General features: G+C 50.5%; 25 protein-coding genes and 1 pseudogene. 14 read left to right on the forward strand and 12 right to left on the reverse strand.

The features are described from left to right. Window positions 1-601: 601 nt before the first annotated feature. On the forward strand, window positions 602-1,174 hold the full coding sequence (locus tag E1N14_RS15020; RefSeq protein WP_208155345.1) for an imm11 family protein: 573 nt from the start codon (window positions 602-604) through the stop codon (window positions 1,172-1,174). Window positions 1,175-1,665: 491 nt separating this feature from the next. Here the strand turns inward: E1N14_RS15020 and E1N14_RS15025 are convergent, their stop codons facing one another. Beyond that, complete coding sequence (locus E1N14_RS15025; RefSeq protein ID WP_062793951.1) at window positions 1,666-4,518, reverse strand: prolyl oligopeptidase family serine peptidase; 2,853 nt, start codon at window positions 4,516-4,518, stop codon at window positions 1,666-1,668. A gap of 255 nt (window positions 4,519-4,773) precedes the next feature. Here E1N14_RS15025 and E1N14_RS15030 point away from each other — a divergent pair, with 255 nt between their 5' ends. The 5 genes from E1N14_RS15030 (at window position 4,774) to E1N14_RS15050 (ending at window position 9,314) form a co-directional block, all read left to right on the forward strand. Then, entirely contained in the window at window positions 4,774-5,781 is a 1,008-nt protein-coding gene (locus E1N14_RS15030) for an isocitrate dehydrogenase (RefSeq protein WP_025011991.1), read from the forward strand. A gap of 1,302 nt (window positions 5,782-7,083) precedes the next feature. Beyond that, complete coding sequence (locus E1N14_RS15035) at window positions 7,084-7,506, forward strand: GNAT family N-acetyltransferase (protein WP_021448836.1); 423 nt, start codon at window positions 7,084-7,086, stop codon at window positions 7,504-7,506. 164 nt (window positions 7,507-7,670) lie between these two features. Beyond that, on the forward strand, window positions 7,671-7,874 hold the full coding sequence (locus tag E1N14_RS15040; RefSeq protein WP_114763564.1) for a hypothetical protein: 204 nt from the start codon (window positions 7,671-7,673) through the stop codon (window positions 7,872-7,874). Window positions 7,875-7,923: 49 nt separating this feature from the next. Beyond that, the gene (locus E1N14_RS15045; protein ID WP_152134812.1) at window positions 7,924-8,289 is read left to right on the forward strand and encodes a hypothetical protein; all 366 of its coding nucleotides are present in this window, start codon (window positions 7,924-7,926) and stop codon (window positions 8,287-8,289) included. Between the two features lie 47 nt (window positions 8,290-8,336). Next, the gene (locus E1N14_RS15050; RefSeq protein ID WP_152134813.1) at window positions 8,337-9,314 is read left to right on the forward strand and encodes a transposase; all 978 of its coding nucleotides are present in this window, start codon (window positions 8,337-8,339) and stop codon (window positions 9,312-9,314) included. 431 nt (window positions 9,315-9,745) lie between these two features. Here E1N14_RS15050 and E1N14_RS15055 read toward each other — a convergent pair whose 3' ends face one another. After that, window positions 9,746-10,258, reverse strand: a complete 513-nt coding sequence (locus E1N14_RS15055; protein WP_152134814.1) for an IS110 family transposase — start codon at window positions 10,256-10,258, stop codon at window positions 9,746-9,748. Between the two features lie 145 nt (window positions 10,259-10,403). On the opposite strand from E1N14_RS15055, the gene E1N14_RS15060 reads away from it, so the two are divergent. Together E1N14_RS15060 and E1N14_RS15065 are read left to right on the forward strand one after the other, a co-directional pair. Next, window positions 10,404-11,171 carry a hypothetical protein gene (locus tag E1N14_RS15060; RefSeq protein ID WP_025012003.1) on the forward strand — a complete coding sequence of 256 codons (768 nt, stop codon included), beginning with the start codon at window positions 10,404-10,406 and terminating at the stop codon, window positions 11,169-11,171. A gap of 113 nt (window positions 11,172-11,284) precedes the next feature. Further along, a pseudogene (locus tag E1N14_RS15065) lies at window positions 11,285-11,476 on the forward strand (transposase); the annotation flags it as partial. 195 nt (window positions 11,477-11,671) lie between these two features. Here the strand turns inward: E1N14_RS15065 and E1N14_RS15070 are convergent. Beyond that, window positions 11,672-12,925 carry a valine--pyruvate transaminase gene (locus E1N14_RS15070; protein ID WP_025012005.1) on the reverse strand — a complete coding sequence of 418 codons (1,254 nt, stop codon included), beginning with the start codon at window positions 12,923-12,925 and terminating at the stop codon, window positions 11,672-11,674. Window positions 12,926-13,190: 265 nt separating this feature from the next. Between E1N14_RS15070 and E1N14_RS15075 the strand changes: the two genes are divergently transcribed. Continuing rightward, on the forward strand, window positions 13,191-13,499 hold the full coding sequence (locus E1N14_RS15075) for a hypothetical protein (protein WP_025012006.1): 309 nt from the start codon (window positions 13,191-13,193) through the stop codon (window positions 13,497-13,499). Between the two features lie 37 nt (window positions 13,500-13,536). On the opposite strand, the gene rlmM is transcribed toward E1N14_RS15075, so the two are convergent. The 6 genes from rlmM to E1N14_RS15105 form a co-directional block, all read right to left on the reverse strand. Next, window positions 13,537-14,619, reverse strand: coding sequence for a 23S rRNA (cytidine(2498)-2'-O)-methyltransferase RlmM (rlmM, locus tag E1N14_RS15080; protein WP_062793958.1), 1,083 nt, complete (start codon window positions 14,617-14,619; stop codon window positions 13,537-13,539). A 369-nt stretch (window positions 14,620-14,988) separates the two neighbouring features. Continuing rightward, a complete protein-coding gene (locus E1N14_RS15085; protein ID WP_025012007.1) occupies window positions 14,989-15,378 on the reverse strand; it encodes a DUF423 domain-containing protein in 390 nt (129 codons plus the stop codon). A gap of 2 nt (window positions 15,379-15,380) precedes the next feature. Next, the gene (locus E1N14_RS15090) at window positions 15,381-16,025 is read right to left on the reverse strand and encodes an alpha/beta fold hydrolase (RefSeq protein ID WP_144191631.1); all 645 of its coding nucleotides are present in this window, start codon (window positions 16,023-16,025) and stop codon (window positions 15,381-15,383) included. A gap of 124 nt (window positions 16,026-16,149) precedes the next feature. After that, window positions 16,150-16,641 (reverse strand): hypothetical protein, encoded by a 492-nt coding sequence (locus tag E1N14_RS15095; protein WP_025012009.1) that lies wholly within the window; start codon window positions 16,639-16,641, stop codon window positions 16,150-16,152. Between the two features lie 6 nt (window positions 16,642-16,647). Next, on the reverse strand, window positions 16,648-17,283 hold the full coding sequence (locus E1N14_RS15100) for an imm11 family protein (RefSeq protein ID WP_025012010.1): 636 nt from the start codon (window positions 17,281-17,283) through the stop codon (window positions 16,648-16,650). A gap of 76 nt (window positions 17,284-17,359) precedes the next feature. Continuing rightward, entirely contained in the window at window positions 17,360-18,271 is a 912-nt protein-coding gene (locus tag E1N14_RS15105) for a transcriptional regulator GcvA (RefSeq protein ID WP_025012011.1), read from the reverse strand. 185 nt (window positions 18,272-18,456) lie between these two features. Between E1N14_RS15105 and E1N14_RS15110 the strand changes: the two genes are divergently transcribed. Next, window positions 18,457-18,735, forward strand: a complete 279-nt coding sequence (locus E1N14_RS15110) for a hypothetical protein (RefSeq protein WP_025012012.1) — start codon at window positions 18,457-18,459, stop codon at window positions 18,733-18,735. 67 nt (window positions 18,736-18,802) lie between these two features. On the opposite strand, the gene thiI is transcribed toward E1N14_RS15110, so the two are convergent. The 3 genes from thiI to pomA all read right to left on the reverse strand — a co-directional run bounded on the left by thiI (window position 18,803) and on the right by pomA (window position 22,126). Continuing rightward, entirely contained in the window at window positions 18,803-20,257 is a 1,455-nt protein-coding gene (gene thiI / locus E1N14_RS15115) for a tRNA uracil 4-sulfurtransferase ThiI (protein WP_025012013.1), read from the reverse strand. Between the two features lie 161 nt (window positions 20,258-20,418). Further along, window positions 20,419-21,354 carry a flagellar motor protein MotB gene (locus tag E1N14_RS15120; RefSeq protein ID WP_025012014.1) on the reverse strand — a complete coding sequence of 312 codons (936 nt, stop codon included), beginning with the start codon at window positions 21,352-21,354 and terminating at the stop codon, window positions 20,419-20,421. 4 nt (window positions 21,355-21,358) lie between these two features. Continuing rightward, window positions 21,359-22,126: a flagellar motor protein PomA gene (pomA, locus tag E1N14_RS15125; RefSeq protein ID WP_025012015.1), complete on the reverse strand. Its 768-nt coding sequence runs from the start codon at window positions 22,124-22,126 to the stop codon at window positions 21,359-21,361. A 394-nt stretch (window positions 22,127-22,520) separates the two neighbouring features. Here pomA and xseB point away from each other — a divergent pair, with 394 nt between their 5' ends. From xseB to E1N14_RS15145, 4 genes are all read left to right on the forward strand, one after another. Beyond that, window positions 22,521-22,760 carry an exodeoxyribonuclease VII small subunit gene (gene xseB / locus E1N14_RS15130; protein ID WP_025012016.1) on the forward strand — a complete coding sequence of 80 codons (240 nt, stop codon included), beginning with the start codon at window positions 22,521-22,523 and terminating at the stop codon, window positions 22,758-22,760. Further along, window positions 22,761-23,642 (forward strand): (2E,6E)-farnesyl diphosphate synthase, encoded by an 882-nt coding sequence (gene ispA, locus E1N14_RS15135; protein WP_025012017.1) that lies wholly within the window; start codon window positions 22,761-22,763, stop codon window positions 23,640-23,642. A gap of 21 nt (window positions 23,643-23,663) precedes the next feature. Continuing rightward, a complete protein-coding gene (dxs, locus tag E1N14_RS15140; protein ID WP_062793959.1) occupies window positions 23,664-25,529 on the forward strand; it encodes a 1-deoxy-D-xylulose-5-phosphate synthase in 1,866 nt (621 codons plus the stop codon). A gap of 163 nt (window positions 25,530-25,692) precedes the next feature. Beyond that, the gene (locus E1N14_RS15145; protein WP_025012018.1) at window positions 25,693-26,817 is read left to right on the forward strand and encodes a patatin-like phospholipase family protein; all 1,125 of its coding nucleotides are present in this window, start codon (window positions 25,693-25,695) and stop codon (window positions 26,815-26,817) included. The last annotated feature ends 5 nt before the right edge of the window (window positions 26,818-26,822 follow it).

Genomic DNA, 26,822 nt, shown 5'->3' on the forward strand with positions numbered 1-26,822 from the left:
ATTCATAATTCATTCCCGAAGAGTTTGCCACCTTGCGTACGCCGCACCTTTTTATCCGGGATTGATGATTATTCAGGCAATAGCTACGAACACAGTCAAGACTGGGTTGAATCGCATCGATTGAAACTGGCAGTAGCATTCGCCATTGTTCTGTGCCCCTTTGCGGTCATGTCCACTCACTGCATTTAGTGCTCAAGGTTAACCACTGAATGGGCGCTGGAGCAGGTTGTACAGCGCTGTACGCCGACTTTACAGCACTCCCCTGCTATCCCGGCATTTTCTCCGCTGTGAAACACTTTCTGATATTGAATATCTCAGTTTTCAGCGAACTAAAGTTAATATTGGATGTCTTTGTTTCTTGTTTTAGTTAATATTGGGTGTCTTTTGCTTCTTGTTTCTTTCGGGCCTGCATAAAAAGACGAATTACCCAATTACAGCAGAATTATGCGTGTCAATTCTCTGTCGGTGAACATTCACCAAAGAAAGGGCTGTTTAAGCCAAGACTGTGGCCCCGATAAGAGCATTGTTCAAGATGCTGGTCAGGCAAAAGAGACTTTTGTAAGAAGCAAATGTTTATGATTGATGAAATTTTGAGGACAAAATGATGGAAGTTGCATATATTACCGAAGATTTTAATGAAGGAGACTCTTTCTTTGAGTACGATGATAAAAGATCTTTCTTTTATAACAAGGATAATGACTTTAACCCTACGTCTATTTCAGAGCCTATAGTTTGGAAAGATAACGACCTGGATCATATTGATGCTTTAGACTTAATAAAGCTAGGTTGCTTTAATGTTACCAAGGAAATTGCTCATGTTATAATGAGCTTTGACCCGTATGGCATAGCTTTTTACCCCGCCAAACTCGCTTGTGCCGGCCAGGATACATCTAGCGGGCGTTACTTAATAGCTGTAAACAATATTGTTGATGTAGTTGACAAAAACAAAAGCAAAAACATTTCCAAAGCAATGACTCAGCATTATCTTTCCGAAGATAAAATAAAATCGCTTCCACCATGTAGACAACACGTATTCAAGCCCAAAGGAATGAGTAAAATTTTCTTTTCAAAAGAAATATTTGATGCACTTCACAACATATATGAAGAAGGTAAAATCAAGACCAGTTTAATTGCTTACACATTTGACACATCTGAAGAGTGCCCAAATATTTAACAACATTGGGTATCTTTTTTTCTTTAGCCGTATCTGTTTTGAGGAAATTGAGCAGGATAAGAATGTCGGGCGCAGTGCTAAATTCTGGTAAATCTTGGCTAAATAGATATAAAGCAAGAGAAAGGATATCTGTGCAGTTGAATAAAATGGAGATTCATTAGTCAAATAATAGCCAGATTTACCTTTCTGGCGATGAAGTTTCAGGCAACATGTTTGGTCTTTTGGGAGTTGCTATCGATAAAATTTGACAATGTAATTTCCGAGCAAGTAAAACGCCGTTCTACAAACAATAAAAACCTTAATTACTGCAGACAATAATGAGGAAGCATCAGTCGGTACACAAGGCGGGCTCGCTTTTGCCCAACAACGACTGCCAAAGACAACACTTAATATCCCAAGTCTGCTTGAGTACGCATCGCCCTACCCTATAAACAGAAAAAAGAGGCGACCAATTGGGCCACCTCTGTGAGTTATTTGGGCAGAAAGGGAGTTCAGTCTTCCGCCTTGGGCTCGCGATAGGCTTCGCCCTTTTCAAGCCACTCGGGGGCCTTGGCACCCTTGAGGTAATGATCGAACCAGTCTTTCATCCGCACACTGTAATCCAGCTTGTTGGGATACTTCTTCAAATGGTGCGGCTCATCCTGATACTGCAGCAAGACCACATCTTTTCCGGCGCGGCGCATTGCCAAGTACAGTTCAACCCCTTGCTCCCAAGGCACGGCATCGTCTTTGTCACCGAACATGATCATCATCGGCGTTTGAATACGATCGACATAGAACACGGGGGAGTTTTCTATGTATTTCTGCGGCGCGCGCATCAGGCTTTCACCGATACGGCTCTGGCCGGTTTCATACTGGAACTGACGGGCAAGGCCGGTGCCGTGACGTATGCCGCTGTAGGCACTGGTCATATTGCTTACCGGGGCACCACTGACTGCGGCCTTGAAGATATTGGTCTGGGTCACGGCAAAGGCTGTCTGGTAACCGCCCCAGGAGTGGCCCTGAATACCCACGGCATCCGGATCGGCAATCCCCATGTCGATAAGCTTCTGCACTCCGGCGGTCAATGCCTTGACCGAACTGATACCGGGATAGCCGACTTCAAAGCGGATATCCGGCAGGAAGATGGCGTAATCATCGGCGGCATACCAGGCAAAGTTGGGCCTGTGATTGATTTTCATGTCCGGGAAGGCGTGCAGGCGATCGCTCATAAAGCGGTAGAAATACACCAACACAGGATAACGCTTGCCACTTTGATAGTTGGCAGGCTTGATTAATACGCCGTCCATTTCACGGCCATCACCGTCGCGCCAGTGTACCAACTCTGACTTACCCCAAAGCAGTTTGCGGCGCTGGGCATCAAAGTCAGTTTGTTTGACCGCCTTGGCCGGCTCAAGCAAAGCCGAGCTGTAGAGATCCGGATAGCTGTCGTAACGCTCCTGACTGAACAGCAAGGTATCACCCTTGTCGGCTCTGGCCAGCACAGACAACTTGTTGTCGTTGGCAAGCAGCGGCGTCAGTTGAGCCCGGCCGATAACCGCACGGTAAAAACCGTCGGTCTTGGTCTTGTGGCTATAGCCCTGAAGCAACACAGCCTGGTTGCGCGCCACAGTGGCAGGATAAGCCTTGTCTGGCTGGGCCAGTGCTTCAATACGCAGACTTAACTGCTGCTTGCGGCCCTCGCCACTTGTCAGCATAAAGCCATCGTGGGAGCGGGTATCAAACTGCCAGATATCGTATTTGTCGTAAACCAGCAGGCCTGAATCACCCTCGAGCCAGGGGCCGAAGCCATAGCCGGGCGCCGCAGATGGATAATCATGATCTTCGTCGGCGAAGCTGATCTTGAACTTGCTGCTGAGGTTATGTTTGCGACCGCTGGCCACATCATAGAGATAGATGCCGCCCTGCTGATAAAAGGCCAGGTATTTACCGGCCGGTGACAGGGTTGGCGCACTGCCGCTGGGTTGTTGGGTCAATATCCGGGTCTTGTGACCGGTATTGATATCCACCAGGTAAAAATCCCGGTAGAAACCAGCCCAGGTGATCATCTTGCGATAGGGAATATCCGAGCTCCCCAGCAGCACCCGCTTGTGTTCGCTCAGCTCAATGTCCGGCACCTTGCGGTCGGCCAATTGCACCAGGTTGCGCGAGCCAAGATGCAGCACAGCCAGATAAGTGCGGCTCTGCTCTTTTTCATACTGTTTAACTTCATTGGGCTTAATCAGCGGATCATCCCCGTGCCACAGGCGCAAATCCCGCTGGGCACTGACCAGCGCGGTGTCGTACAGGTCGCTGCTCTGCTCCACCTTGGGAATTTGCAGCTGCTTGCTTATCTCGGGCACCCGACCGAAGAACAGCCGCTCACCGTCGGCCGAAAAGCTCAGCTTGGCATGACGATTAATGAGCCAGCCCTTGCTGTCGCCCTTGCTCGGCAGAATCTGGCTCAGTTTACCCGACTCTCTGTCGTAGAGAGACAAGGCATAGGGGCGCTCATTCGCATCCAGCGCCGCATCTCCTCGGGTATAGGCAAGATAGCGGCCGTCACGGCTCAGCGCCAAGGCGCCAAACTGCTTGTCGGCTTGGCTGCTGACCGATTTGAGTTCAAAGCTGCGGGTATCGAGCACAGAGATGCTGTGGCTATTACTTGCACTGTCATTTTGCGCCAGTGCCAGCACGCTGCCGTTATAAGCCAGTTGCCAGGCGGTCACATGCTCGAAACGCTGTGACTTGCCGCTTGCCAGCGACAACAGCTCGAAACTGCTGCCGGCATCCAGTTTCGGCGTTTTGGCTGCTGGAGCCTCAGAGGCGGATGCTTGAGTGGCTGCTTTGGCTGGGGCCTCTTTGGCATCAATGCCGTTTGCCTCTGCGCTCTCTTTGCTTTCTTCATCGGCCTCATACCAGATAGCCAGCAAAGTACCATCTTCGCTGAAGGCATAAGACTTGACCCGCTCAAAGCGGCGCTGCTCACCTGTAGTGTTATCCAGCAGCAACAGGTCTTTTTTCAGCTTCTTGCGCGCCTTGGGAGCAAGCTTTTCCGATTCGAGCAGCGAAGGCGCCAGAGTAAAGGCGGTATAAAGGCCATCGGCTGACAGCTGCGGCTTAGAGCCACCAGCAACATCATAAACCTTGGTATTGGCCAGTGACTTGACCACACCACGGCTGTCGCCGCGATCCGGCGCAACACTATAGGCCAGCACCTTGCCTTGAGGGTCGAGAACCTGATCGGTAATCGACTCAAACTGCATTATATCCTTAAGGGTCAGTGAGGGGCTGCTCTGGGCACTGACTGCGGTAGCGAAACCGGCTGACAGCAACAGCAGCGATGCTAAGGGCGTTAACTTCAAGATCGTCCTCTTTTTCATTGTTGTTAGACTAAAGTAGACTTTTTATTTTGTTGGCGTTCCATCATGGTCAGACGCCGACTTTTTAGCAAGTCAGCCTACAGAAAAAAGCGTGAGATTGCTCACTATTTCCTGTGAAAATGCGTTGAATGTGTATAGAATAGCGGCGATCTAAATCACAAAATTCTCAGTCGAAAACCGTGTCACTGACATGGTCTGATAAATAGCAGTAACGACCAACCGTGGAAGGACCTCTCCATGTCAAAAAGAACTATTACCGTGATCCCTGGTGACGGGATCGGCCCCAGCATTATCGACTCAGCTCTGAAAATTCTCGATAAGGCGGGGTGCGACTTTGAATATGAATTTGCCGATGCCGGTCTGACTGCTCTGGAAAAACACGGTGAGCTCCTGCCTCAGCGCACGCTGGATCTCATCGAGAAGAACCGTATCACCCTCAAAGGCCCATTGACAACGCCTGTTGGCGAAGGCTTCACCTCCATCAACGTAACCCTGCGTAAGAAGTTCAGCCTGTACGCCAACGTGCGTCCTGTGCTTTCTTTCAAGGGCACCCAAGCCAGATATGAGAACATAGACATCATCACAGTGCGTGAAAACACTGAAGGTATGTACTCAGGCCTGGGACAAAAGTTGTCTGAAGACGGCGCCATTGCCGAAGCCACCAGTATCATTACCCGTCAGGGTGCCGAGCAGATTGCTACCTTCGCCTATGAACTGGCTCGCAAGGAAGGTCGCAAGAAGGTGACCATAGTCCACAAGGCCAACATCATGAAGTCGACTTCAGGCCTGTTCCTGAAAGTGGCCCGTGAAGTCAGCCAGCGTTATCCGGATATCACTACCGAAGAGATGATTGTTGACGCCACTTGCATGAAGCTGGTAATGAACCCGGAAAACTTCGACGTGATAGTCACCACCAACCTGTTCGGTGACATTCTGTCTGATCTCTGCGCCGGTCTGGTGGGTGGTCTGGGCATGGCCCCGGGCGCCAACATCGGCAGCAACGCCGCTATCTTTGAAGCGGTTCACGGCAGTGCCCCGGATATTGCCGGCAAAAACCTGGCGAACCCAACTTCAGTGATCCTGGCATCTATCCAAATGCTGGAATACTTGGGTATGTCAGATAAAGCCGCCGCCATTCGCGCCGCCGTTTCTGCGGTTATCGAAGAAGGCGACCGCACTACCCGCGATCTCGGTGGTACCCATGGCACCACAGATTTCACCCAAGCGGTGCTGGATAGACTCTGATCTAATATCAACTCAGTAAGTTGCTAAAAAGGATGACCCAAGGTCATCCTTTTTTATGCCTGTGTTGGCAGGCAATGGGAAACATCCGCCGCCGGAGGCCCAACCAATGTTTTTGGCTATTTTGAGCTGAAAGCTATGTTAGCCGCTGTGCCAGCGGCGTAAAGTCGTGGAGCTTCGCCCCACTTTCAAGCACAGGCGGAACTGTGACCGTCGAAAACAGGGACGTATTCACGCCGTGTCACAGGATCGCCTGTGCGAAAGGCGCACCGCAGGTGATGGACTACATCGTGGCCGGAAGCTCGCCAATACTAACTTAGGAACTTTTAGCTGGAAGCTATATTAGCCGCTGTGCCAGCGGCCCAAAGTCGTGGAGCTTCGCCCCACACCCGAGGAAAGGGGGCTGTATCGACTCGCCCCCTTTCCAAACCCCCAGCGACCCGCGACGCAGCGGAAAACCCCTTGTGCTTATGATGCCAATTCGCTATCGCGCCAGACGCTCATCCCTGATTCGACTGGCGCTGCTTCGGCATCCATGCCTCGCTACGCGATTGCCATCAACGCCCTGCGGCCGCTTCGAGCGGGAGTTCGTGCAATTCTGTGAGAATGGAGTAGCTTGAAATATCTGAAGTGCTTGCAGACATACACCTAATTTTCAGGCTCTGGCTCTAGTTCTGGTGGGACTGTGACCGTCAAAAACAGGGAAGAATGCAAACACTCAGTCAATTCTGCTTCAAAAACAAACCAAATTAGGGTTTTGTTGCCTTTGTCAAAAACTTGACCTTTGGCTAATTGTTTTCAAATTCAGTACTGGGTATTGTATAACCAATTCAAACGCTTAGCTTTAGCACTTTCTTAAGCTTAAGGCCAGAAGCAGCAACACTTTTCCGATTTCAGCGGAATGCAGGGACAAACGGAGTTTGGACCTGTGCGGTAGCCATGGCCTTACTTAACGTTTTTGTAGGGCTTGGGTTGTAGCGTTTGCGGCGCTCATGAAAAGCACCTCAGAACTGATTTTTTATACAGTATTATTGACGTTCTGGACAAAATGCCGGGAATTTGCAGCTAAGCTTGCGCGTTATTTCCGTAATATTGCAGGAAATACTGTTAAATTCATAATGTTAAAAAATACAGCTGGTAGATAATAGGTTTAGAAACCGCGCATGCGCGTTTAGCTGCAAGGAATATTAGGACTAAATGGTATTATATCCAGCAAATACAAACAGATAGCGATGCGCGTTTACACTCCTCCGAGGACTAAAACGCGCATGCGCACTATACAGCTGTTATGCAAATGGAGTCAAAATGAGAATATTTGAAGCCGATAACTCGATGAAACAAGCTGTAGGTCAATTCTATAAAGAGCAGGGTTATCATAGTGCTTGGTCTAATACCGAAAGAGCATTTATATGCCTTAACGATGGTGAAATTATCGGCTCCGTGAAAGTTGAACTTATTAATAACGTTACAATACTCAGAGGTATGTACATTGCCAGTGATTTTCAAGGTCAAGGTTTAGGGCTGAAATTTCTTAAGTACATCGAACCTGTTTTAAACTTACGCACAGCCTATTGTATGCCTCTTGCTCACGTAACAAATTTCTACAAGCATATTGGTTTTAAAGAAGTTGAAGAAAGTCAGTATCCCGAATTTCTACAAAAACGTTGTGAAAAGTATCGTGAAATGGGTTACTTGATAACTACAATGCGCCGTGAAAAATTTGCATAACAAAGCATTTAAGAGGGATTCACAACGCTTGGCAGTTTTGGTTTGAATTAGCTTAAGTGTTAACTGCACAATGGTTTAGGTTAGGTGGTGGCGTTGTTCACCCCTTAATGCGGCGTTATGCATCAGTAGTGATGCAAATTTAATAATACAAATAGGAAAATAGCATGGATAAGATATCTATATCAGATGAGATCGTTACCGATTTCATTCGTAATTCAAAGAAATATACTTCAGCAACACCTGAGGGAGCAATTTTACGCCAAGGGTATAGTCAAGGTGTTCGACTTCGCCACATCAAAGCTGGCTGGGTAGAATTCAATACAATTAGTCAAACTTGGACTGTATTCAAAGTGTGTTCTTCTTGGTAGTTAATGCTTAACGAGGCGTTCTGCAGCACCATTAGGTAGAGGTATAAGTTTGAGCTCAGAAGTAAATTGGTATTTGGAAGGTCTTAAAATCGTCGCTCAACTTGCAGTAGGTGCTGTTGGCGCTGTGTACGGTTATAAATCAGCAGTAAGAAAATTTTCAGAGACTACAAAAGATACAGACAAAACTATTTTTACCTCTTCGGTGACTAATGAACGAGCCATTTGGCGTAGCGAGCTGCGTGAGGGTATTGGTAAATACATAGAGTGCTCATTCAAATTTATCGAGAATACGGGCAAACTCTCGGAATTGAGTAGCTTGAAAGCTTTAATTATTATGCGCCTTAACCCTAAAGCTTGGTCTTATAGCTCAGAACATATAAGAGAATATGGACACCCTGCGTTAATGGCGCGGTAGTTAGCCACCGACTATGCTTTGTTTAAGCATTTAACAAGGAGGTTATTATGCCGCGCCCTCGCCGAACTCAAATCAGCCTTGAAGATACACCTTACTACCACTGTTGCAGCCGCGTGGTACGGCGAGCTTTCTTGTGTGGTGATGATGCCTACTCGGGTAAAAATTATGACCACCGCCGTGGTTGGGTGGAATCGTTATTGTTTGAACTGGAAGCTGTTTTTGCCATTGATGTGGCGGCATTCGCCATCATGAGTAATCATCTGCATCTGGTGTTGCATATCGATATAGAGATAGCAAACCGATGGACAGATAGAGAAGTGCTTGAGCAATGGCATAAGTTATTCAAAGGTGACGAGTTAACCCGCAAATTCACCCAGGGTGAGCTGATTGAAGCGTATGAAGTCCCCAGGCTGAAGAATACTATCGCGATTTATCGCAGCAGGTTATGTGACATCAGCTGGTTTATGCGTTGTCTCAATGAACCGATAGCGCGTCAAGCCAATCAAGAGGATAACTGTACAGGCCGATTCTGGGAGGGAAGATTTAAGTCGCAAGCCTTACTGGATGAAGCCGCCGTGTTAACCTGCATGGCCTACGTTGACCTCGATCCCATCAGAGCAAAGATGGCCGATACGCCTGAGCAGTCGGAACATACCAGCATTCAGCTACGTATTCAGGCAGCCTTGAAATGCGAACAACCCGCCAAGCTACTGCCCTTTATTGGCAATGAATGCAGTAATCAGCCCAGTGGTATTGCGTTTGGGCTCAAGGATTATCTTGAATTGGTGGATGATACCGGGCGTTGTATTCGCGATGATAAACGTGGCGTGATAAGTGAAAAGAGTACCAAGCTACTGACGCGGTTGAATATCCCTCATGAGAACTGGCTCAAGCTTACCACTGAATTTGGAAAACTATTTCGTGGCCCGGTGGGTACCTTGCAAGAGCTCAGCTGTTACTGCGAACACTTGGAGAAGCGACGACGACATTTTGCAACCAGCTGTCAGTACTTTCAAACGGCCTGAACCCCACGCTATTTAACTCAACCGCAGTCATTGAAATCCCCTGAACCATGGGTAGGGCTAGCACGGCTCAAATCTCGCATTTTTGCGTGAAATCGGTTCGATTTCATCAAACCTCTGCAACTCACGGATATCTTTCTACCTCCGGGTGCTCAAATCCCCTACTGGTGCTTGAACGCAGACTGAAAGAAGATTAAGTTATTGTTTTACAATGGGTGGCTTGATTTTTCTACTGAAAGAAGATTAAGTTATTGTTTTACAATGGGTGGCTTGATTTTTTCTGTTGAAATCCCCTGAACCATGGGTGGGTCTAGCACGGCTCAAATCTCGCATTTTTGCGTGAAATCGGTTCGATTTCATCAAACGACAAAGTAACGTTCGACCTCAGTGTGCTCAAATCCCCTAGCGGTGCTTGAACGTAGACAGAAAGAAGATTAAGTTATTGTTTTACAGTGGGTGGCTTGATTTTGTTTATGACGCAGCAGAAAGGATTTCAGCCATTGCCGTGCCTGGCGCAAATCGAGCATGGCATCTTCCCGGCAGCGGATAAGGTCGCGGATAGCTTCATCCCGCTCATCCGGAACATAAATAGAGTGCAAATCGCCGCTACGCGCTAACCTGGCCAATGTCATGGCATCGCGTTTATCGGTTTTGACCCGGTCGCCCGGGGCTTTGGGGATGAGTGCCGGTGCTACCACCCAGCATTCAATGCCACGGCGCAACAGATGGCGATAGAGCCAGAAGCCGCAGGGACCGGCCTCATAGATAACACAGATTTTACTGGTTTTGGCTGTTTGATTTTTAATAAGTTTATCGAATGAACGCAGGTTGGTTGGGATTGTGCCATGGTAATGCACAGTCTCAGCAGACTTATCAGAAACCCAGGCCACGTCAGTGGTCTCCTTGTGTACGTCCAACCCGATAAAAAGTGTGTTAGCTTTAGACATGTCGGCCTCCTGTGATTGTTTGCCTATTGGATCAACAAACAGTGTGGCTCTGGTTTAACTAATCCACGAGAAAACACGGAGGCCGACACCTGCACAGGGAATCATTATGTCTAGTTTCACCCAGTAACAAGAACAGGGGGTTAAATTGAAAATCATTGATTGGGTAGCAATTTTAGGGGCGTTGGCTTGGATGCCCCATCTTATCTCTTTGATCAAGTCTTACTTTACTAAGCCAGAAGTTAGGATCATTACACAAAAGATTGCTGAAATAGGATTCACCACATATGGACCTATTTTTAATATGCGCATAGCCTTTTCAGTAAAAAATCGTGACGTCGTGATCTCAAATTTTAGAATAAAAGTTACTCACGAAAGCGGAGAAGAAAAAACCTATGAGTGGCAAGGCTTAAGGCAACAAGTAATGAAAATGCACACCAACGATGGTGCAATACCATATGAAAAGGAAAACTCTGTTCTGGCTATTAAACTTAGCCAGCGAGAAGTTGAAGAAAGAATAATTCAATGCCAAGAGATTTCTTTCGTCGCAGGCAAAAGAGACATCGAAGATAAAGCATTAAAAAGACTATCCTACGATAGAGAGCAAGAGGGCTATGACCCGCTTAAGTTTTTAAAGTGTCAAGAGGCTATTGATGTTTACAACTACATTAAGCATGCTTTTACGTGGAAATCCGGCAGGTATAAAGTTGTTTTCGAACTTGAGTCACCAGAACCATTTAACCTCGTTGACAATGAATATGAATTCACATTGACGCCGATGGACATTGAAGAGTTAGAGAAAAACAAGAACTCAATTGAACAAGACTACGTGAATGCTTTTGTTGCTAGCGACAATGAAGCATATAAACAAGTTCATTGGAACTGGCGTAATCCATCAATATACAAAAGAAACTAACAAGCGCATGTTGTCGGACTGCCCGAATTCAGAAAATATGGACACCCAACGTTAATGGCGCGGTAGTTAGCCTCCGACTATCCTTTTTTTAAGCATTTAACAAGGAGGTTATTATGCCGCGCCCTCGCCGAACTCAAATCAGCCTTGAAGATACACCTTACTACCATTGTTGCAGCCGCGTGGTACGGCGAGCTTTCTTGTGTGGTGATGATGCCTACTCGGGTAAAAATTATGACCACCGCCGTGGTTGGGTGGAATCGTTATTGTTTAAACTGGAAGCTGTTTTTGCCATTGATGTGGCGGCTGACCTTTCCCCCGAAAAATAACTTCAGACGCAAAGTTCGATTGGGGAGAAATACTTGGGAGCCGCTGGGATTCAGCTAAACAATTAGCGAGTTTATCTAACTAAAAGGTGTCTAGGAAATCAGTGGCGATTCATAACGCTACAGCAGAGTTGCCTGAAACTCACAGCAAGCAACTCTGCGATAATAGCCTTGGTTTCAACCAAGCTGTGCCCAAGCCTTATTAACTTCTTCGGCGATGATTTCAATGCCGCGGCGCATCAATTCAGGTTGTTGCACATAGTTCATCCGAATACACTCACCGGCGTGTGGCCACTCTTCGGCCAGTCCGAAGAAGAAATACTCCCCGGGCACCACCAATACGCCCCTGGCTTTCAGGCGTCGATAGAGTTCCATGGCGCTGATGGGCAGGCCCTCAAACCAGAGCCAGAGGAAAATCGCGCCCTCGGGTTTATGAATTCTGAACCTGGGGTCCGGCAGAGCCTGTTGCAACATGGCCACGGTTTGCTGCGCCCGCTGCAGATAGAAAGGCCGCACTACTTCATTGCCGAGCCGTAGCATATCACCACAGGCTATCATCTCTGTCGCCATCGCCGGGCCCATACTGCCCGGAGCCAGTGAGATAATACCGTTGATATTGGTCAGCGCCTGGGTGATGGCTTCGTTCGCTATCACTATGCCGCAGCGCAGCCCCGGCAGCCCCAGCTTGGAGAGACTCATACACAACACAGTGTTGTCGTTCCAGAAAGGAGTCACATCTTCAAACAGAATATTGGGGAAAGGTGAGCCATAGGCGCAGTCGAGGATCAGCGGGATCCCGTGCGCTCTTGCCAGCTTATCCAGCTTATCAACCTCTTCATCTGTCAGCACATTGCCTGTGGGGTTAGTCGGCCGCGAAACACAAATGGCGCCGATATCGGCATCGACTTTAAGCCTTTCAAAGTCGATGTGATATTTGAACAAGCCGCCATCCAGCTTGGTGATTTCCGGCTTGAAGGTACGAAATAGTTCATCTTCCAGACCAGCATCACTGTAGCCGATATACTCCGGAGCCAGCGGCAGTAAAATCTTGCGTTTTTGCCCCTCGGCTGTGGTACCGGCAAACAGGTTAAACAGCGCGAAAAAGGAGCTCTGGCTGCCGTTGGTGAGGCTGATATTGTTTTTGGTTAGCGACCAACCGTAGGTATCGTTCAGCAGCTTGGCCAAGGCATTGAGAAAGACATCTTTTCCCTGCGGGCCATCATAGTTGGTCATGGCCGCGAGCAACTCGCCCTTGGCCAACATATCGGCACTAAGCTCGGTAAAATAGTCCAGCATGGAGGGGATGGCCGCCGGGTTACCGCCACCCAGCATAATCGCCCCCGGAGTGCGTAGCCCTTCGTTGAGATCATCCATCAACTGGGTGATACCTGTATAACGGTTAAACTTGTCACCAAACTTGGAAAACTGCATTACTTCTATCCGCAGACTCATATCAAGAAACAGAACTTATTTAGTAGCAGGAACCGCGGCAGATTACACCTTAAAAGTTTTTTAGTTGCGTAATACAACTCAATATTTACCAAGCTTAAATGGCTGCAAGCGCCCAAGTAAGAGTTGCATGGTCATTTGAGAGCAGATTTTTGTGCGCCAGCGAACATTTCGCCGACATCGACTTGTTGATCCATTATCAGGGGCACACACTTAAAAACAGGACAAGCAGCCAGAGGAGTAGCGGGTGTCAGCCTCAAAACTGAGTGAACTAAAGCAGCAACAGCAGAGTCTGCTGGAACAGGAATTGATGCGGGAACAAGCCGGTTCCCTGGGCGTTGCCGGCAAGAAGCTGGAACAAGCACTGCAGGATTACCGGCGCCACCATCACTTGTCACCGAGAAAGAAAGCCGAGTACGTTAGCCTAGTGGCCGATGCCGTCTATAACCTGATGTTGACCCGGGAGCTACTCGGCTTTGTTGACGGCAATCTTGAGTGGGTTTGCGGCCAGTATGACATCCCGGATGCCGTGCTACAGCAGTTGGCCTTGAGCTGAAAAGCATCAAGGCCCGCTTGGGGCCTCGAGTACCAACTCACCAAGGAGAGTTGGGCCGCAGCCATAGGTGCACAGTCACTTCATCCCTGTCGTGATAGAGGTGTTTACAGGCCAGCTTAAACTCTGTGATGCCGTTTTCTTTGAGAATGGCCTGCATATTTTCCAATATGGTGCTCACCTCTTTGTAACGGCTCTTCATCGGCAGTTTCAGGTTAAAGATAGCCTCTTTGAACCAGCCATTGATGGCCCAGGCTTCCATCAGCTCGGCCACCCTGGCCGGTTTTTCCACCATGTCACACACCAGCCAATAGATGTTCTTGCGCTTGGGCTCGAAACGGAAACCGTCGGCCTGGAAGTGAGTTACCTGGCCGGTTTCCATCAATCCTGCATCCATGGGGCCATTGTCGACGGCCGATACAAACATGCCGCGGCGCACCAACTGATAGGTCCAGCCGCCGGGACAGGCGCCGAGATCCACGGCGTTGAGGCCGCTGCGCAAACGCTCTTCCCGCTGCGGCTCGGGAATAAAGTGATTGAAGGCCTCATCCAGTTTCAAAGTCGAGCGGCTGGGCGCATCGGCGGGAAACTTGAGCCTGGGGATCCCCATAAAAAACGGTGACGAGTTATGGCTGTAGGAATAACCGGCAAACGCCTTGCCCGGTGCCACAAAGCACACATGGATTATCGGTCGCTTGGGGTTTTCCTTGGCCAGCAGAGTACCGCTCTGTTTCAAAGACTGACGCAGCGGCACAGTAAACTTGCGGCAGAAGGTCAGCAGCTCTTTGGCTTCGTTGGTATCCGGGGTTTCGACCCTGAGCTCACCGCCCCTGCTGACATCTTCAAGTGCGGCGGTAATTGGCCCTACCCTGTCTTCGGGGGGCAGGTCACTGAGCAGATCGCCGCAGACAAACATCTGCCGGGCGAAGATCAATGAGTCCAGCGCCAGTTCCTGTGCCAGGGTGTCGGCTTCCCCTTCGGCAAAACATTGAAAGATCACATAGGCATCGTTGTTATTGGCCTTGACGAAACCACCGACATTGAGCAGTGCCGCCCGATTTTGGATCTCGGCCGCACACTCTTTTTCATAGCCGGCACGACAAAACAGAAACAGGTTGTTCATTGGTATTTCCAAACAGTGAATCTTACCGGAAAGCCTCCGGCAACTGGCGAAGGCGCGAGTATACCATAGCATTTTGAATAGGAGTTGCCTGACTCGGTGAGAATGAAAAGCCGAGCATGCCAGGCTTGTAAGAAAGCTCGGGCTAAATTGAGCTTGGCCTGCAGCACATATCGGCCTATTCCCCCTGCCCTTCGGCAATTGGGAACAAAACACCCGCCACTTGGGCGGGTGTTTACCTGGGCAGGCCTGCGGACTATCTACTTAAATAGCCATCTCTTTAAATAGCTATCTCTCTAGAGGGCTATCTCTTCAGGTGACAGTTTTAAGCAAACAATGGCTTTAGTAAATAATGGCTTTAGCCAACCAAACTTAGAGCCCGGTTTCATCCATGCGGTGGCGCCATACCGCTGCCGCCAACAATAACCAGCCCACCAGGAAGCAGCTGCCGCCGAGAGGGGTTACCATGCCCAGCCACTTGGTGCCGGTCAGAGCATACAGATACAGCGAGCCGGAGAACATAAAGATCCCGGCGATAAACAGCCCCGCCGCCCAGTCAATCAGACGCGACTTGAACCAGTGACCGGCAAAGGCCAGGGTTATCAAACCAAAGGTGTGATAGAACTGATATTCCACCCCCAGGTTGAATATGGCGATCAACTCGGCAGGTGCAATGGTCTTGAGTCCATGGGCGCCAAAAGCTCCCATAGCAACGGCAAAGAAACCACTGATGGCCGCCAGTAACAATAACCCCTTACGCATAACTAACTCCCGATAAATAAAAGTGATTCTTTCACGGCATCCTGCAGGTTAGCCTTAAGATCCGTTCCGGACGACTTGCGCGGCACAAAACTATGATCTCCGTCGGTAATAAAGCGTACTTTGGCCTGCTCGGGCAGCGCCCAGGAGGCCAACTGCTCGCGCTTGCCGAAGCTGTCGCGCTCGCCCTGCAAAATAAGCAGAGGCGAGGCACACTCCCACAAGGGCTCAAGTCTGGGCTCGGTTTTCTTCGGCGGCAAAAACGGATAACCAAGACAGATAACGCCGCTGGGGGTCATCGCCAGTTTATCATTGGCCGCCAGCATGGCCGCCATCCGCCCGCCCATGGATTTGCCCATCAAAAATAGTCGCTTGGGCGCAAACTCGGCAACCGCTGCCGCCAAGGTCTGCTCGAAGGCCTGCAACAGCACAGGTGCCCGGTCCGGCGGGCGCCGCTTGCCATCCTCGCCGCGCTTGACCATATAAGGAAAGTTAAACCTCAGCACGCTCGGGCCGCTGGCGGACAGCAGCGTGGCATAATCTGCCATAAAGTCGCTGTGCATATCGGCACCGGCGCCATGGGCGAACAACACCAGAGTGTCACTGTCCTTACCTTTATCCAGCAGCCAGTTAGTATTCAAATTCATCATCAGCCCTGTCCGAAGATACAATAATTTTCATGCTTGGATTCGAATAAACCACAATATTAAATACCGTACTTCCCTGACAAATCAATTTATTAAAAAATAGCGTTAAAAAACGACCAAGCGGTAATTATATATCTCTTACCCATACCGTTTTTACATGCTCTCTCAACAAATCAATCACACTTTTATGAATAAACACCAAGCCAAAGTCCTCTTCCAGTTTAAATATTAACCTTTGTTCCACAGGAATATTTTCCAGCTTAGAAAAATCGAACTCTGTCGAGTCAGTATCTAACCAATTCAACTTACCAAATTGCTTTTCTTTATCAGTCAATCTGTACGTCTGCTGGATATAAGGCATTCGATAGTTGTCATATACCTCGAGTTGTTCATCCGAAGGTTGACTTGGCGAATTGTCAACACGAGCATCCAGCCATTCAACACCATGCTGCACCAATGGCTCCAGTTTGGATGCTATATCACCAATAATGAACAGCTTTGGAGAAAAGGTCATTTCCAATAACAGATCCGGTGCTGCAGCACCTACTGGTGCAGGTGTTTGTTGGAATGGGAAAGTATCCATATTTTGTTTAGTGAGTATCGAGTATTCATCTTTCACTTACTATTATCTCCTTGGCGCTTCATCATCGACATCAAACTTAAAAGCGGTCAGTCCGCAAGCTAACCCCTGTAGAGCGATATTATAGAGTTCATCATATACTTCTGAAGAAAAGAAAAAGCTATTGGTACCTTTAACCCTGAAAATGTGTCTGCGGTTCATGGGATAAGACTCGAGTTTTTCTCGGTCAAGATACAATTTACTAACTATGATTGAATGAAAAGGCTTCTGCTCTTCCAATGGCACATCGTAGCCGTGCTTTTTGGGATCATAATTCCTGATAACGTTTTTTATAACTGACTTGTCTTCATCCAATACATCCAACTCGTTATTTATCGCGATAATATATCGCTGCTGAGTCGACAGACCATCCATGCACTGTAATCTATTGGGCAAAAAAGCGACGCCATATGGGTCAAAGCTCATAAAAACGTCTGCTATAGGTTTGGTAACGCTTAAATCCCCTGAATTTGTGATATCGAAAACAGCTTCTGAATAACTGTCTTCATCCTCCCAAATAACCGCACTCAATGCGCTCACTGGAATGTAGTCCATGTCTTCGTACAGGTGCCCTCTGTTATCAGAGCAACTAAACATGGCATCACTCTCTTCCGTGTTTTCGTTTATGTAAGCCAGTTCCATCAAAGTTCCCTATAAACTGCAAGCTTTCACTTCTTTGTAGTGCCTTCCTGTATATGCAGAGAAACGTGTTACCGACTTATCCCGGCAACAATTCACTACGTGACTCCTCAGCAAACATATCCAGCATCCATTCGCGGAACGCGACAATTTTACCTAACTCGGCATGCTTTTGCTGGCACACCAGATAATAGGCATCTTTGCTGACCAGAACCTCCTGGAACGGACAGACCAAACGCCCGGCCTTGATGTCGGGGCGGGCGAGCACGCTGTAGCCCAGAGCTACCCCCTGGCCATGGGCCGCCGCCTGCAGTACCAGAGATGAGTGGCTGAATATCGGCCCCTGGTTCACATTGACATCCGTTACGCCGCATTGGCGGAACCAGGCCTGCCAATCATGACGGCTCATATCGTGCAGCAGGGTATGATATTTAAGATCGGCGGGCTTTTCCAATGGCTTGGGGCCGTTGAGCAGCATTGGCGAGCATACGGGGATCAACACTTCGTTGCGCAGTTTGTCGGCCCTGAGCCCGGGCCAGTTGCCCTGACCATAGTAAATCGCCACATCCACATCGTCGGACAGGGCGCTGAACTCGGCATCCACCGCCTTGATCCGCACATCGATATCGGGATTCTTCTCACTGAATTTTGCCAGACGCGGCACCAGCCACTGAATGGCAAAGCTGGGCGACATGCTGACAGTCAAGGAACCCACGGCGCTACGAGCCAGCAGCCGGTCAGTGGCATCCGACAGTTGGGTAAAAATATCCTTGATATCGAGGAAGTAGCTTTGCCCTTCTTCGGTCAGTAACAGCGAGCGGTTCTTTCGGCGAAATAATTTTAATCCCAGAAAGTCTTCCAGCGCCTTGATTTGATGACTCACTGCGGCCTGGGTAACGAACAATTCTTCGGCGGCGCGGGTAAAGCTCAAATGCCTTGCTGCTGCCTCGAACGCCTTGACCGCATTCAGCGGAGGGAGTCGTTTTGACATAGTGATCCACTTCTCATTTTTTAATTAGTTTTTCTAATCCAGATTGTTACATTTTATCGTTTGTTAAAGCCAGCGCTTTTGGTTAAATTTTGCGCCGAAAAGTTGAATATTCAGACAATCTCTGAGCAGTCGAAGGGAAGGTCTGACACTGGCACTCAGTGCCCGTTCTCACCCGGAGGCATCCCATGTTGAACTTTAAATCCGCTTTTGTGCTCCTGCTGTTTGGCATGAGCACCAGCGCCGTGGCTGCGGAAAGTCTTTCTGCACCGGCGCAAGCTCGTCCTCTGCCAAGAGTCGCTGTCGAAGCACCTGCGGTGCAGATAGACTTCAAACTCCTTGAGCAGGAGCTGAGCCGTAACATTGCCGCCAACAGCGAAGAGCTCAGAACCCATGCGCTGGACGAGCCGACACTGCTGTTGGCCGAAGACGCTGCAGCCAGTCCATCAAAAGTTCAGCTTAACTGAGCCCCATTGGATTTCGCTGAACGTCAGCAGCAAAAAAGCCGCTTCGAGAGAGGCGGCTTTTTGTTTATCAGGGGCGGTAAACCTTGACGTTACCGTGCCCTTGCTCCTGAAGGTAGAGCGCCTGCAGTTTACTCATAACACCGCGGTCGCAATAGAGCAGATAGGTCTTGCTGCCATCAAGCTCGGCAAAGGCGCTGGCCAGCTTGAAGAAAGGAATATGAACTATCTCGACACCTTCCAGTTGCAGCGGCTTGCTCTCTTCCTCTTCCGGCGCCCTGATATCCAGCACCACTTCACCCTGACCGACACTGGCGACGGTTTCGGTTTCCGTTACTTTGGTATCCATGTCGGTTGCTATCTCCCGAATATCCATGACCACGGCATCGGCGATAATCCGGTCCAGCAAATCTTCGGAAAACTTGGTTTCCTCGGCTTCAACCTTGGACAACACCGCCTTGACCGTGGGTTTTTGTGAAATCACGCCGCAGTATTCAGGCATGGACTTGGCAAAGTCTTCCGTACCTATCTTGCGGCTCTCGTTGATGATGTCCTGCTTGTCCATGGTGATCAAAGGTCTGAGGATCAGGGTATCGACACAGCGGTCAATCACATTGAGGTTGGTCAAGGTTTGGCTGGATACCTGTCCCAGGCTCTCACCTGTGACCAGTGCCTGAACCCCCATACGCTCCGCCACCCTGGCGGCGGCGCGCATCATCATCCGCTTGAGTATGACGCCCATCAGGCCATTGTCTATACGCTCGAGGATTTCGGCCACTACGGGCTCAAAGGGAACGGTCACAAACTTGACTTTATGCGACTCGCCATAGGTCTTCCACAAATGGTGCGCCACCTGCTTGACCCCGATTTCGTGCTGGGCGCCGCCCAGGTTGAAGAAGCAGTAGTGGGTACGGGAACCCTTCTTGATAAATTGGAAACTGGACACCCCAGAGTCAAAACCGCCGGAGATCAGGGACAGCACATCTTCCTGGGTCGCGATCGGGAATCCACCAAGCCCGGGGATCTTTCTCTCCACCAGGTAGAGTTTGTCGTTGTTGATCTCCAGATGAATGGTCATATCCGGGTCTTTGAGGCGCACACCGGCCGCTTCGGTAAACTGGTTCAGGCCACCACCTACGTAACGCTCCACATCCTGCGAACTGAAGTCGTGCTTGCCGCTGCGCTTGGCGCGGACACAGAAGGTCTTACCCGCCAGCTCGTCGGCATACACCTTGAGCGCATGCTGGTAGATATCATCAACGGTTTCAAAGCTGTATTCATTGACCTGGCTGATGGTAGAAATCCCGGGGATACAAGCCAGACGCTCGGCAAAAACTTGTTTTAGCTGGGGTTTGTCTTTGGGAACCTGCACCATAATCCGATCCCACTGGCGGGTAACGGCAGCGTCTTCATCCACTTTTTTGAGTACATTGCGGATATTGGACTCGAGCATCTTGGTAAAACGCATTCTTACCGGTTTGCTCTTCATCATGATTTCTGGATACAGCTTTACGATAAACTTCATGGGGATCCCGAGGAAAAAAATTTCAAACAGCAATCGTGGGATTATAACAAAGACCCGCTAACTGGCACAGAGATTTGCCACTCCAAAGCCGTGCCCGGATTGCAGAAGCATAAAAAAAGCAGCCGTTTTCAGGCTGCTCTGATTCTGATGATGCTGCGCCATCAAAGATTGGGATCGACTTCAATCTCATCAGACTCTTTGGCCTTGCCCTGCTCAATGGAGATTTCCACCCTGCGGTTACGGGCGCGATTCTCCGGCGAGTCGTTGGGCACCAAAGGCGCAGTGGAAGCCATGCCCACCACTTTCATTCTGCTGGCATCAAAGCCGGGCACCTTGACCAATTCGTGAGCCACGGCCACCGCCCGCTGGCTGGATAGGTCCCAGTTGGAGCTGTACAGCTCATTGCTTATCTGCATGTCATCCGTGTGGCCGGAGACTGTGATTATCCCGGGTACATCCTTGAGTAGCTCGCCAACCGCCTGCACCACAGGTTTGAACCTGGGTTGCAGGAACCCCGAACCTGAGGCAAAGGCGCCCTTCTCCCGAATACGGATGATAATCTGCTGCCCCAGAGACTCGATTTCAATAGCGCCGTCCACTATCTCTTTGTTGAGCGCCTCGGCCATCTTCTTGACCTGCTCGTTAATCTGATCCTGAGCCGCCTGCTGTTCCTGGGCCTTCTTGTCTTCGGCCTGCTCCTGCGCCGTGGCCGAAGCCTCGCCGCCACGCTGCTCGCCCCTTTGCTGCTGCACGCCACCGGCACTGTCGTCATCCCCTTCCTGATACTCGAGGATCTGCTGGGTCATCTCGTTGGTTTGCTGGTTGATTATTTCAATCGGGGTGGGATCCGGGCGTCCGGGGCGGAACTCCAGCGCAATCACTGAGGTACCTTTGGGAATGTCTTTCACTTCAACCTTGTTCTGCACCCCGAAGGCGTATTTCATAGAGCCGGCTATCTGTTTGAACTTCATGACATCCATTTCGGAGAAGGCCAGCAGCAGCACGAAGAAACACATCAGCAGCGACATCAGGTCGGCAAAGGTTGCCAGCCACATGGGTGCGCCGGGTGGGGGACAATCGCACTTGGGCTTGGCCATAGTGTTACTCTCCGTCCGTTGTATCTATTTTGCGCTGCTTCTCAGACAGGTAATTTTTGAGGAAGCCCTCAATCACCCTGGGGTTCTGGCCATCCTGAATCGCCAGTACAGCGTCCATAATCAGGTTGCGGTTGAGCATCTCTTCGTTCATCCGCAGCGCCAGCTTATCGGCAATCGGAATCGCCACCATGTTGGCAATAACCGCACCGTACAAGGTGGTCAGCAAGGCCACCGCCATTGCCGGGCCGATGGATTTAGGGTCATCCATGTTGGACAACATGGCCACCAGACCAATCAGGGTACCTATCATGCCCATAGCCGGCGCCACATCACCCAGCGCCTTGAAGATACTGATCCCCGCCTTGTGGCGCTCTTCGGTCAGCTGAATGTCTTTCTCCAGTGCTTCACGCACCACATCGCCGTCGTGGCCGTCCACCAGCATGTCGACCGCTTTTTGCATAAAACTGTTGGAAATTTGCGCCTCTTCCAGCGCCAGGAAGCCCCCTTTACGGGCGGCGTCGGCCATGGTGACCGACTGTTCAATCAACTCTTCGGGTTTGTCCAGTTTGAACATAAACGCCTTGGCGGCAATCTTGACCGCCCCCAAAAACTGCTTGAGGTTGAATTTCATCATCACCACAAACAGCGAACCTACCATCACAATCAATACCGAAGGCACATCAATAAAGATTGCAATGCCGCCACTGCTGACCATTGCCATGATAATAAAAGCAAAAGCACCTACCAGTCCTATCAGGGTTGCTAAATCCACAGTGGCTCCTCACCTCTAAAGCAGACCCGACACAGTGTGGCCGGGATCTCTATCCCATACAAGCCGATCCGCCTCAAAGGGTGATATAGGATCTTGGCTATTCGCAGGAGATGAATATGATAATTTTCAACAGTTTCTATTTTGAGTTATCGGACAGGGCTTAGGCAAGTTTAGGAAGATTTTAATTTTCTCCAAAAAAAATCAGCGACAAAGCGTGCTGTTGAGCAAATAACGGGCGCTTCAATTTGACCCTTATCGCGCCCTGATATACCTTGTGTCACGCTGAACATAACGCCAAGACACCTGCAGCCAATCCCCTCCCCTTATACCTTTGCACCGTGACAATCAGGTCGCAGGAATGGGCCGGCAACCAAGGTGCACCAAGGAAACCGATGTGGCCAAAAAACCCGAAAATCTGAGCTTTGAAGAATCTCTCAACGAACTGGAACGCATAGTCGCCGAGCTGGAACGCGGTGAAGTATCGCTGGACGATGCTCTCAAACAGTTCGAGCGTGGCATAGGTCTGGTGCGCAGCAGCCAGGCTAAACTGGAACAGGCGCAACAGAAAGTTGCCATACTGCTGGCCCAGGATCCCCAGGCGCCATTGAGCCCATTTGATGTCGAGGGTGAGTGAGTGTTAACCCAAGCTATTAACCAATACCAGCAGAGAGTCAATCAAAGGATTGGCACCATTCTGGACACCCTGGATGATACCGAGCCCAAACTCAAGGCTGCCATGCGACATGGTGCCCTGCTGGGCGGTAAACGTATTCGGCCGTTTCTGGTTTACTCTGTGGGCGAGATGCTCGGCGTTCCCCTTGAGCGCCTCGATGATTGCGCCGCCGCCATAGAATGTATTCACGCTTACTCGCTGATCCATGACGATCTGCCGGCCATGGACGACGATGCCCTGCGCCGCGGTCAGCCGACAGTGCATATCGCCTTTGACGAAGCCACCGCCATTCTGGCCGGTGATGCCTTGCAGACCTTGGCCTTTGAACTTATCAGCAGCGATATCGAGGGCCTCAGCGACCGCCAACACCTGCGCCTGGTGCAGTCGCTGGCCAAAGCCTCCGGCTACCGCGGTATGTGCGGCGGCCAGGCCCAGGATCTCAATGCCACAGACAAAGAGATCTCCCTTGCGCAGCTCACCGCCCTGCACAGATTGAAGACAGGTGCCCTTATCCGCTGCGCCGTCGAGTTTGCGGTAATTGCCGCCGATGTCGATGATAATGAAAGGCAGGCACTGCTGGAATACGCCGATGCCATAGGTCTGGCATTCCAGGTACAGGATGACATTCTCGATATCACCGGCAGTACAGAAGAGCTGGGTAAGCCCCAGGGGTCGGATCTCGACGCCAACAAGAGTACTTATCCTAAACTGTTGGGACTGGAGGGCGCCAAGGCCACAGCCCAAAAACTGCTGGAAGATGCACTATCAGCGCTGGCCAAATTGCCATACAATAGCCAGTTAATTGCCGAATTCGCCCGCTATATCGTTGAGCGAAGAGTATAAAAAGAGACAAAGTATCTCGTTATGAGTCTGGATATCACTCAGTTTCCTGTGCTGGCACAGGCCAATACCCCGGAAGAGCTGCGTCAGCTTCCACAAAGCCTGCTTCCTCAGCTGGCCGACGAGCTCAGGGAGTTTTTATTAAAATCTGTGGGCATGTCGAGCGGTCACTTTGCTTCAGGGTTAGGCACTGTAGAGCTGACCGTGGCGCTGCATTATGTCTACAACACCCCGTTTGACCGCCTGGTCTGGGATGTGGGTCATCAGGCTTACCCGCACAAGATTCTTACCGGTCGTCGCGATCGCATGCCTACCATACGCCAAAAAGGTGGCTTGCACCCTTTCCCCTGGCGGGAAGAGAGTGAGTACGACACCTTCAGTGTTGGTCACTCAGGCACCTCGATTTCAGCCGCACTGGCAATGGCTGTCGCCGCCGATAAAGAGCAAGCCGGTCGTAAAGTGGTGGCCGTCATAGGCGATGGCGCCATGACAGGCGGCATGGTGTTTGAAGCCATGAACCACGCCGGCGATCTGCACAAAGACATGCTGATGGTGCTCAACGACAACGAGATGTCCATCTCGGAAAACGTCGGCGCCCTCAACAACCACCTGGCACAGCTGATGTCCGGCCGCTTCTACACCACAATACGTGAAGGCGGCAAGAAGGTACTCAAGGGTATGCCCGTCATCAAAGAGATGGCGCGCCGCACCGAGGAACACCTGAAAGGCATGGTGGTTCCGGGAACCCTGTTTGAAGAGCTGGGATTCAACTACATAGGCCCTATCGATGGCCACGATGTGGATGCCCTGGTAGAAACCCTGCGTAACATGCGCAGCCTCAAGGGGCCGCAGGTACTGCATATCATGACCAAGAAAGGCAAAGGTTATGAGCCGGCAGAGAAAGATCCCATCGGCTGGCATGCGGTGCCCAAGTTTGACCCTTCACTGTTTTGCAAGCCGGCCACCAAGCCGGGCAAACCCAGTTTTTCCCAGGTGTTCGGCAAATGGCTGTGCGACATAGCCGCCAAGGATGACAAGGTACTGGGGATCACCCCGGCCATGCGTGAAGGCTCCGGCATGGTGGAGTTCTCCCAGAAATTCCCCGAGCAATACTTCGATGCCGCCATCGCCGAGCAACATGCTGTGACTCTGGGCGCGGGCTTTGCCTGTGAAGGCTATAAGCCGGTAGTGGCCATTTACTCCACCTTCCTGCAGCGCGGCTATGATCAGTTGATCCACGATGTGGCACTGCAGCGCCTGCCAGTACTGTTTGCCATTGACCGTGGCGGCATTGTGGGCGCCGATGGCCCAACCCATCAGGGCGCCTTCGATCTCAGCTATCTGCGCTGCGTACCCAACATGGTGATAATGGCGCCATCCGATGAAAACGAATGTCGGCAGATGCTTTACACCGGCTACTGCTACAATAAGGGCCCAAGCGCAGTGCGCTACCCTCGCGGCAGTGCAACCGGCGCCGAGCAGGTTGAAGAGATGACGGCCATGGCGATAGGCAAAGGCCTTGTCAGACGTCAGGGCAAACAGATTGCCATTCTCAACTTCGGCACTACCCTGGCAGCCAGCCTGGAAGCCGCCGAAAGCCTGGATGCCACAGTCGCCGATATGCGCTTTGTCAAACCCTTGGATGAAGATTTGATCAAGGAACTGGCCGCCAATCATGACTTGCTGGTAACAGTGGAAGAGAACGCCATCATGGGCGGCGCCGGCAGTGGCGTGCTCGAGTATCTGGCCAGCCAGGGGATCTGCAAGCCTGTGCTACAAATTGGCCTGCCGGATGAATTTATCAAGCACGGCTCACCGGAAGAGATACTGACCGAGCTTAAGCTGGATGCCAGTGGTATTCTCGAGCAGATCCAAAATCGGCTCGCATAAGATAAGCATCCGCTATCATTAAAAAAACCGCCTCAGGGCGGTTTTTTGCTTCTCCGACCACAGGAAAGCCAGCTAGAGTTAAACTGAGCTAGCCAAACTAGTGGCGACAATACTATATCTTGGCATTCTCTTATGGTTCTGGGCTTTAAGCAAAGGAGGCGCTGTGCCGGAAAGCAGGGCTTTGGTGTTGGGGGGCGGTGGTGCCAGGGCGGCCTATCAGGTTGGGGTGCTCAAGGCACTGGTGCAGTTTTATCCCCGCAATCACGCCATTCCATTCAAGATTGTTTGCGGCACTTCGGCCGGAGCCATCAATGGTACCGCCATCGCCACCCATGCATCCTGTTTTCACCTTGGGCTGAGAAAGCTGGAATGGATCTGGCGTAATATCCACACTGAGAAAGTCTACCGCGCCTCCAATACCGGCGTGCTGGCACATCTGGCCAAGATGGCCCTTCGTGGCATGCAGGGAGATCTGGTCAATACCGACGCCGGCAGTTTGCTGGACAATGAACCCTTGCGGCAACTGCTCAATGAGCTGATTAACTTCGAGCGAATCGATCGCAACATCCGCGGCGGCTCCCTGATGGCACTGAGCATTGACACCTCCTGCTACAACAGCTCGCGCTCCGTGACCTTCTTTCAGGCCCACAAGGAGCTGGAGAACTGGCAAAGGGCCAGACGCAGCGGCGAGCGCACCCGGCTGCACACAGAGCACCTGATGGCCAGCTCCGCCATTCCTTTGGTGTTCCCCTCAATTAAGCTGTCCCAGTCTTACTATGGCGATGGCTCAGTGCATCAATTGGCGCCGCTGTCCAGCCCGATACATCTGGGCGCCAAGCGGATCATGGTGATCAACCTGGACAGCCCACACAAGAACACCCCCCTTGAACTGGATTATCATCCCAAGACGGCCACCATTGCAGGTCATCTGCTGGATACCATCTTTTCCGATACCCTGAATTCAGATCTGGAGCGGCTCAGGCGCATCAACAGCACTCTGGCGCTGGTACCGGAACAGAGCCGCCAACAGTTGGATTTGAGGCCAATTGATACCTTGGTGATTAAACCCAGTGAAGATCTCAGTGAGCTGGCCAAGCGTTACTATCAGGAGATGCCCTTCGCCATTCGCCGGCTGCTGGCTTTGATTGGCATAGACAGCCAGTCGGACACCAGTATTGTGTCTTATCTGCTGTTTGAGAACGCCTACACAGGCGCCCTGATAGATTTGGGTTATCAGGATGCCATGTGCCAGATTGATGAATTGAAAGCCTTTTTCGATATCAGTTGAGCATG

Source organism: Shewanella algae (assembly GCF_009183365.2).
Classification (GTDB): Bacteria; Pseudomonadota; Gammaproteobacteria; order Enterobacterales; family Shewanellaceae; genus Shewanella; species Shewanella algae.

Bases quoted from the DNA above. Each gene is read 5' to 3' on its own strand.
- E1N14_RS15120 (WP_025012014.1), bottom strand. From the start codon at position 21,354: ATGGCCAAGCCCAAGTGCGATTGTCCCCCACCCGGCGCACCCATGTGG.
- rlmM (WP_062793958.1), bottom strand. From the start codon at position 14,619: ATGAACAACCTGTTTCTGTTTTGTCGTGCCGGCTATGAAAAAGAGTGT.
- E1N14_RS15110 (WP_025012012.1), top strand. From the start codon at position 18,457: ATGTTGAACTTTAAATCCGCTTTTGTGCTCCTGCTGTTTGGCATGAGC.
- E1N14_RS15035 (WP_021448836.1), top strand. From the start codon at position 7,084: ATGAGAATATTTGAAGCCGATAACTCGATGAAACAAGCTGTAGGTCAA.
- E1N14_RS15070 (WP_025012005.1), bottom strand. From the start codon at position 12,925: ATGCAGTTTTCCAAGTTTGGTGACAAGTTTAACCGTTATACAGGTATC.
- E1N14_RS15085 (WP_025012007.1), bottom strand. From the start codon at position 15,378: ATGCGTAAGGGGTTATTGTTACTGGCGGCCATCAGTGGTTTCTTTGCC.
- E1N14_RS15020 (WP_208155345.1), top strand. From the start codon at position 602: ATGATGGAAGTTGCATATATTACCGAAGATTTTAATGAAGGAGACTCT.
- E1N14_RS15105 (WP_025012011.1), bottom strand. From the start codon at position 18,271: ATGTCAAAACGACTCCCTCCGCTGAATGCGGTCAAGGCGTTCGAGGCA.
- E1N14_RS15050 (WP_152134813.1), top strand. From the start codon at position 8,337: ATGCCGCGCCCTCGCCGAACTCAAATCAGCCTTGAAGATACACCTTAC.
- thiI (WP_025012013.1), bottom strand. From the start codon at position 20,257: ATGAAGTTTATCGTAAAGCTGTATCCAGAAATCATGATGAAGAGCAAA.
- E1N14_RS15100 (WP_025012010.1), bottom strand. From the start codon at position 17,283: ATGGAACTGGCTTACATAAACGAAAACACGGAAGAGAGTGATGCCATG.
- dxs (WP_062793959.1), top strand. From the start codon at position 23,664: ATGAGTCTGGATATCACTCAGTTTCCTGTGCTGGCACAGGCCAATACC.
- E1N14_RS15040 (WP_114763564.1), top strand. From the start codon at position 7,671: ATGGATAAGATATCTATATCAGATGAGATCGTTACCGATTTCATTCGT.
- E1N14_RS15055 (WP_152134814.1), bottom strand. From the start codon at position 10,258: ATGTCTAAAGCTAACACACTTTTTATCGGGTTGGACGTACACAAGGAG.
- E1N14_RS15030 (WP_025011991.1), top strand. From the start codon at position 4,774: ATGTCAAAAAGAACTATTACCGTGATCCCTGGTGACGGGATCGGCCCC.
- E1N14_RS15090 (WP_144191631.1), bottom strand. From the start codon at position 16,025: ATGATGAATTTGAATACTAACTGGCTGCTGGATAAAGGTAAGGACAGT.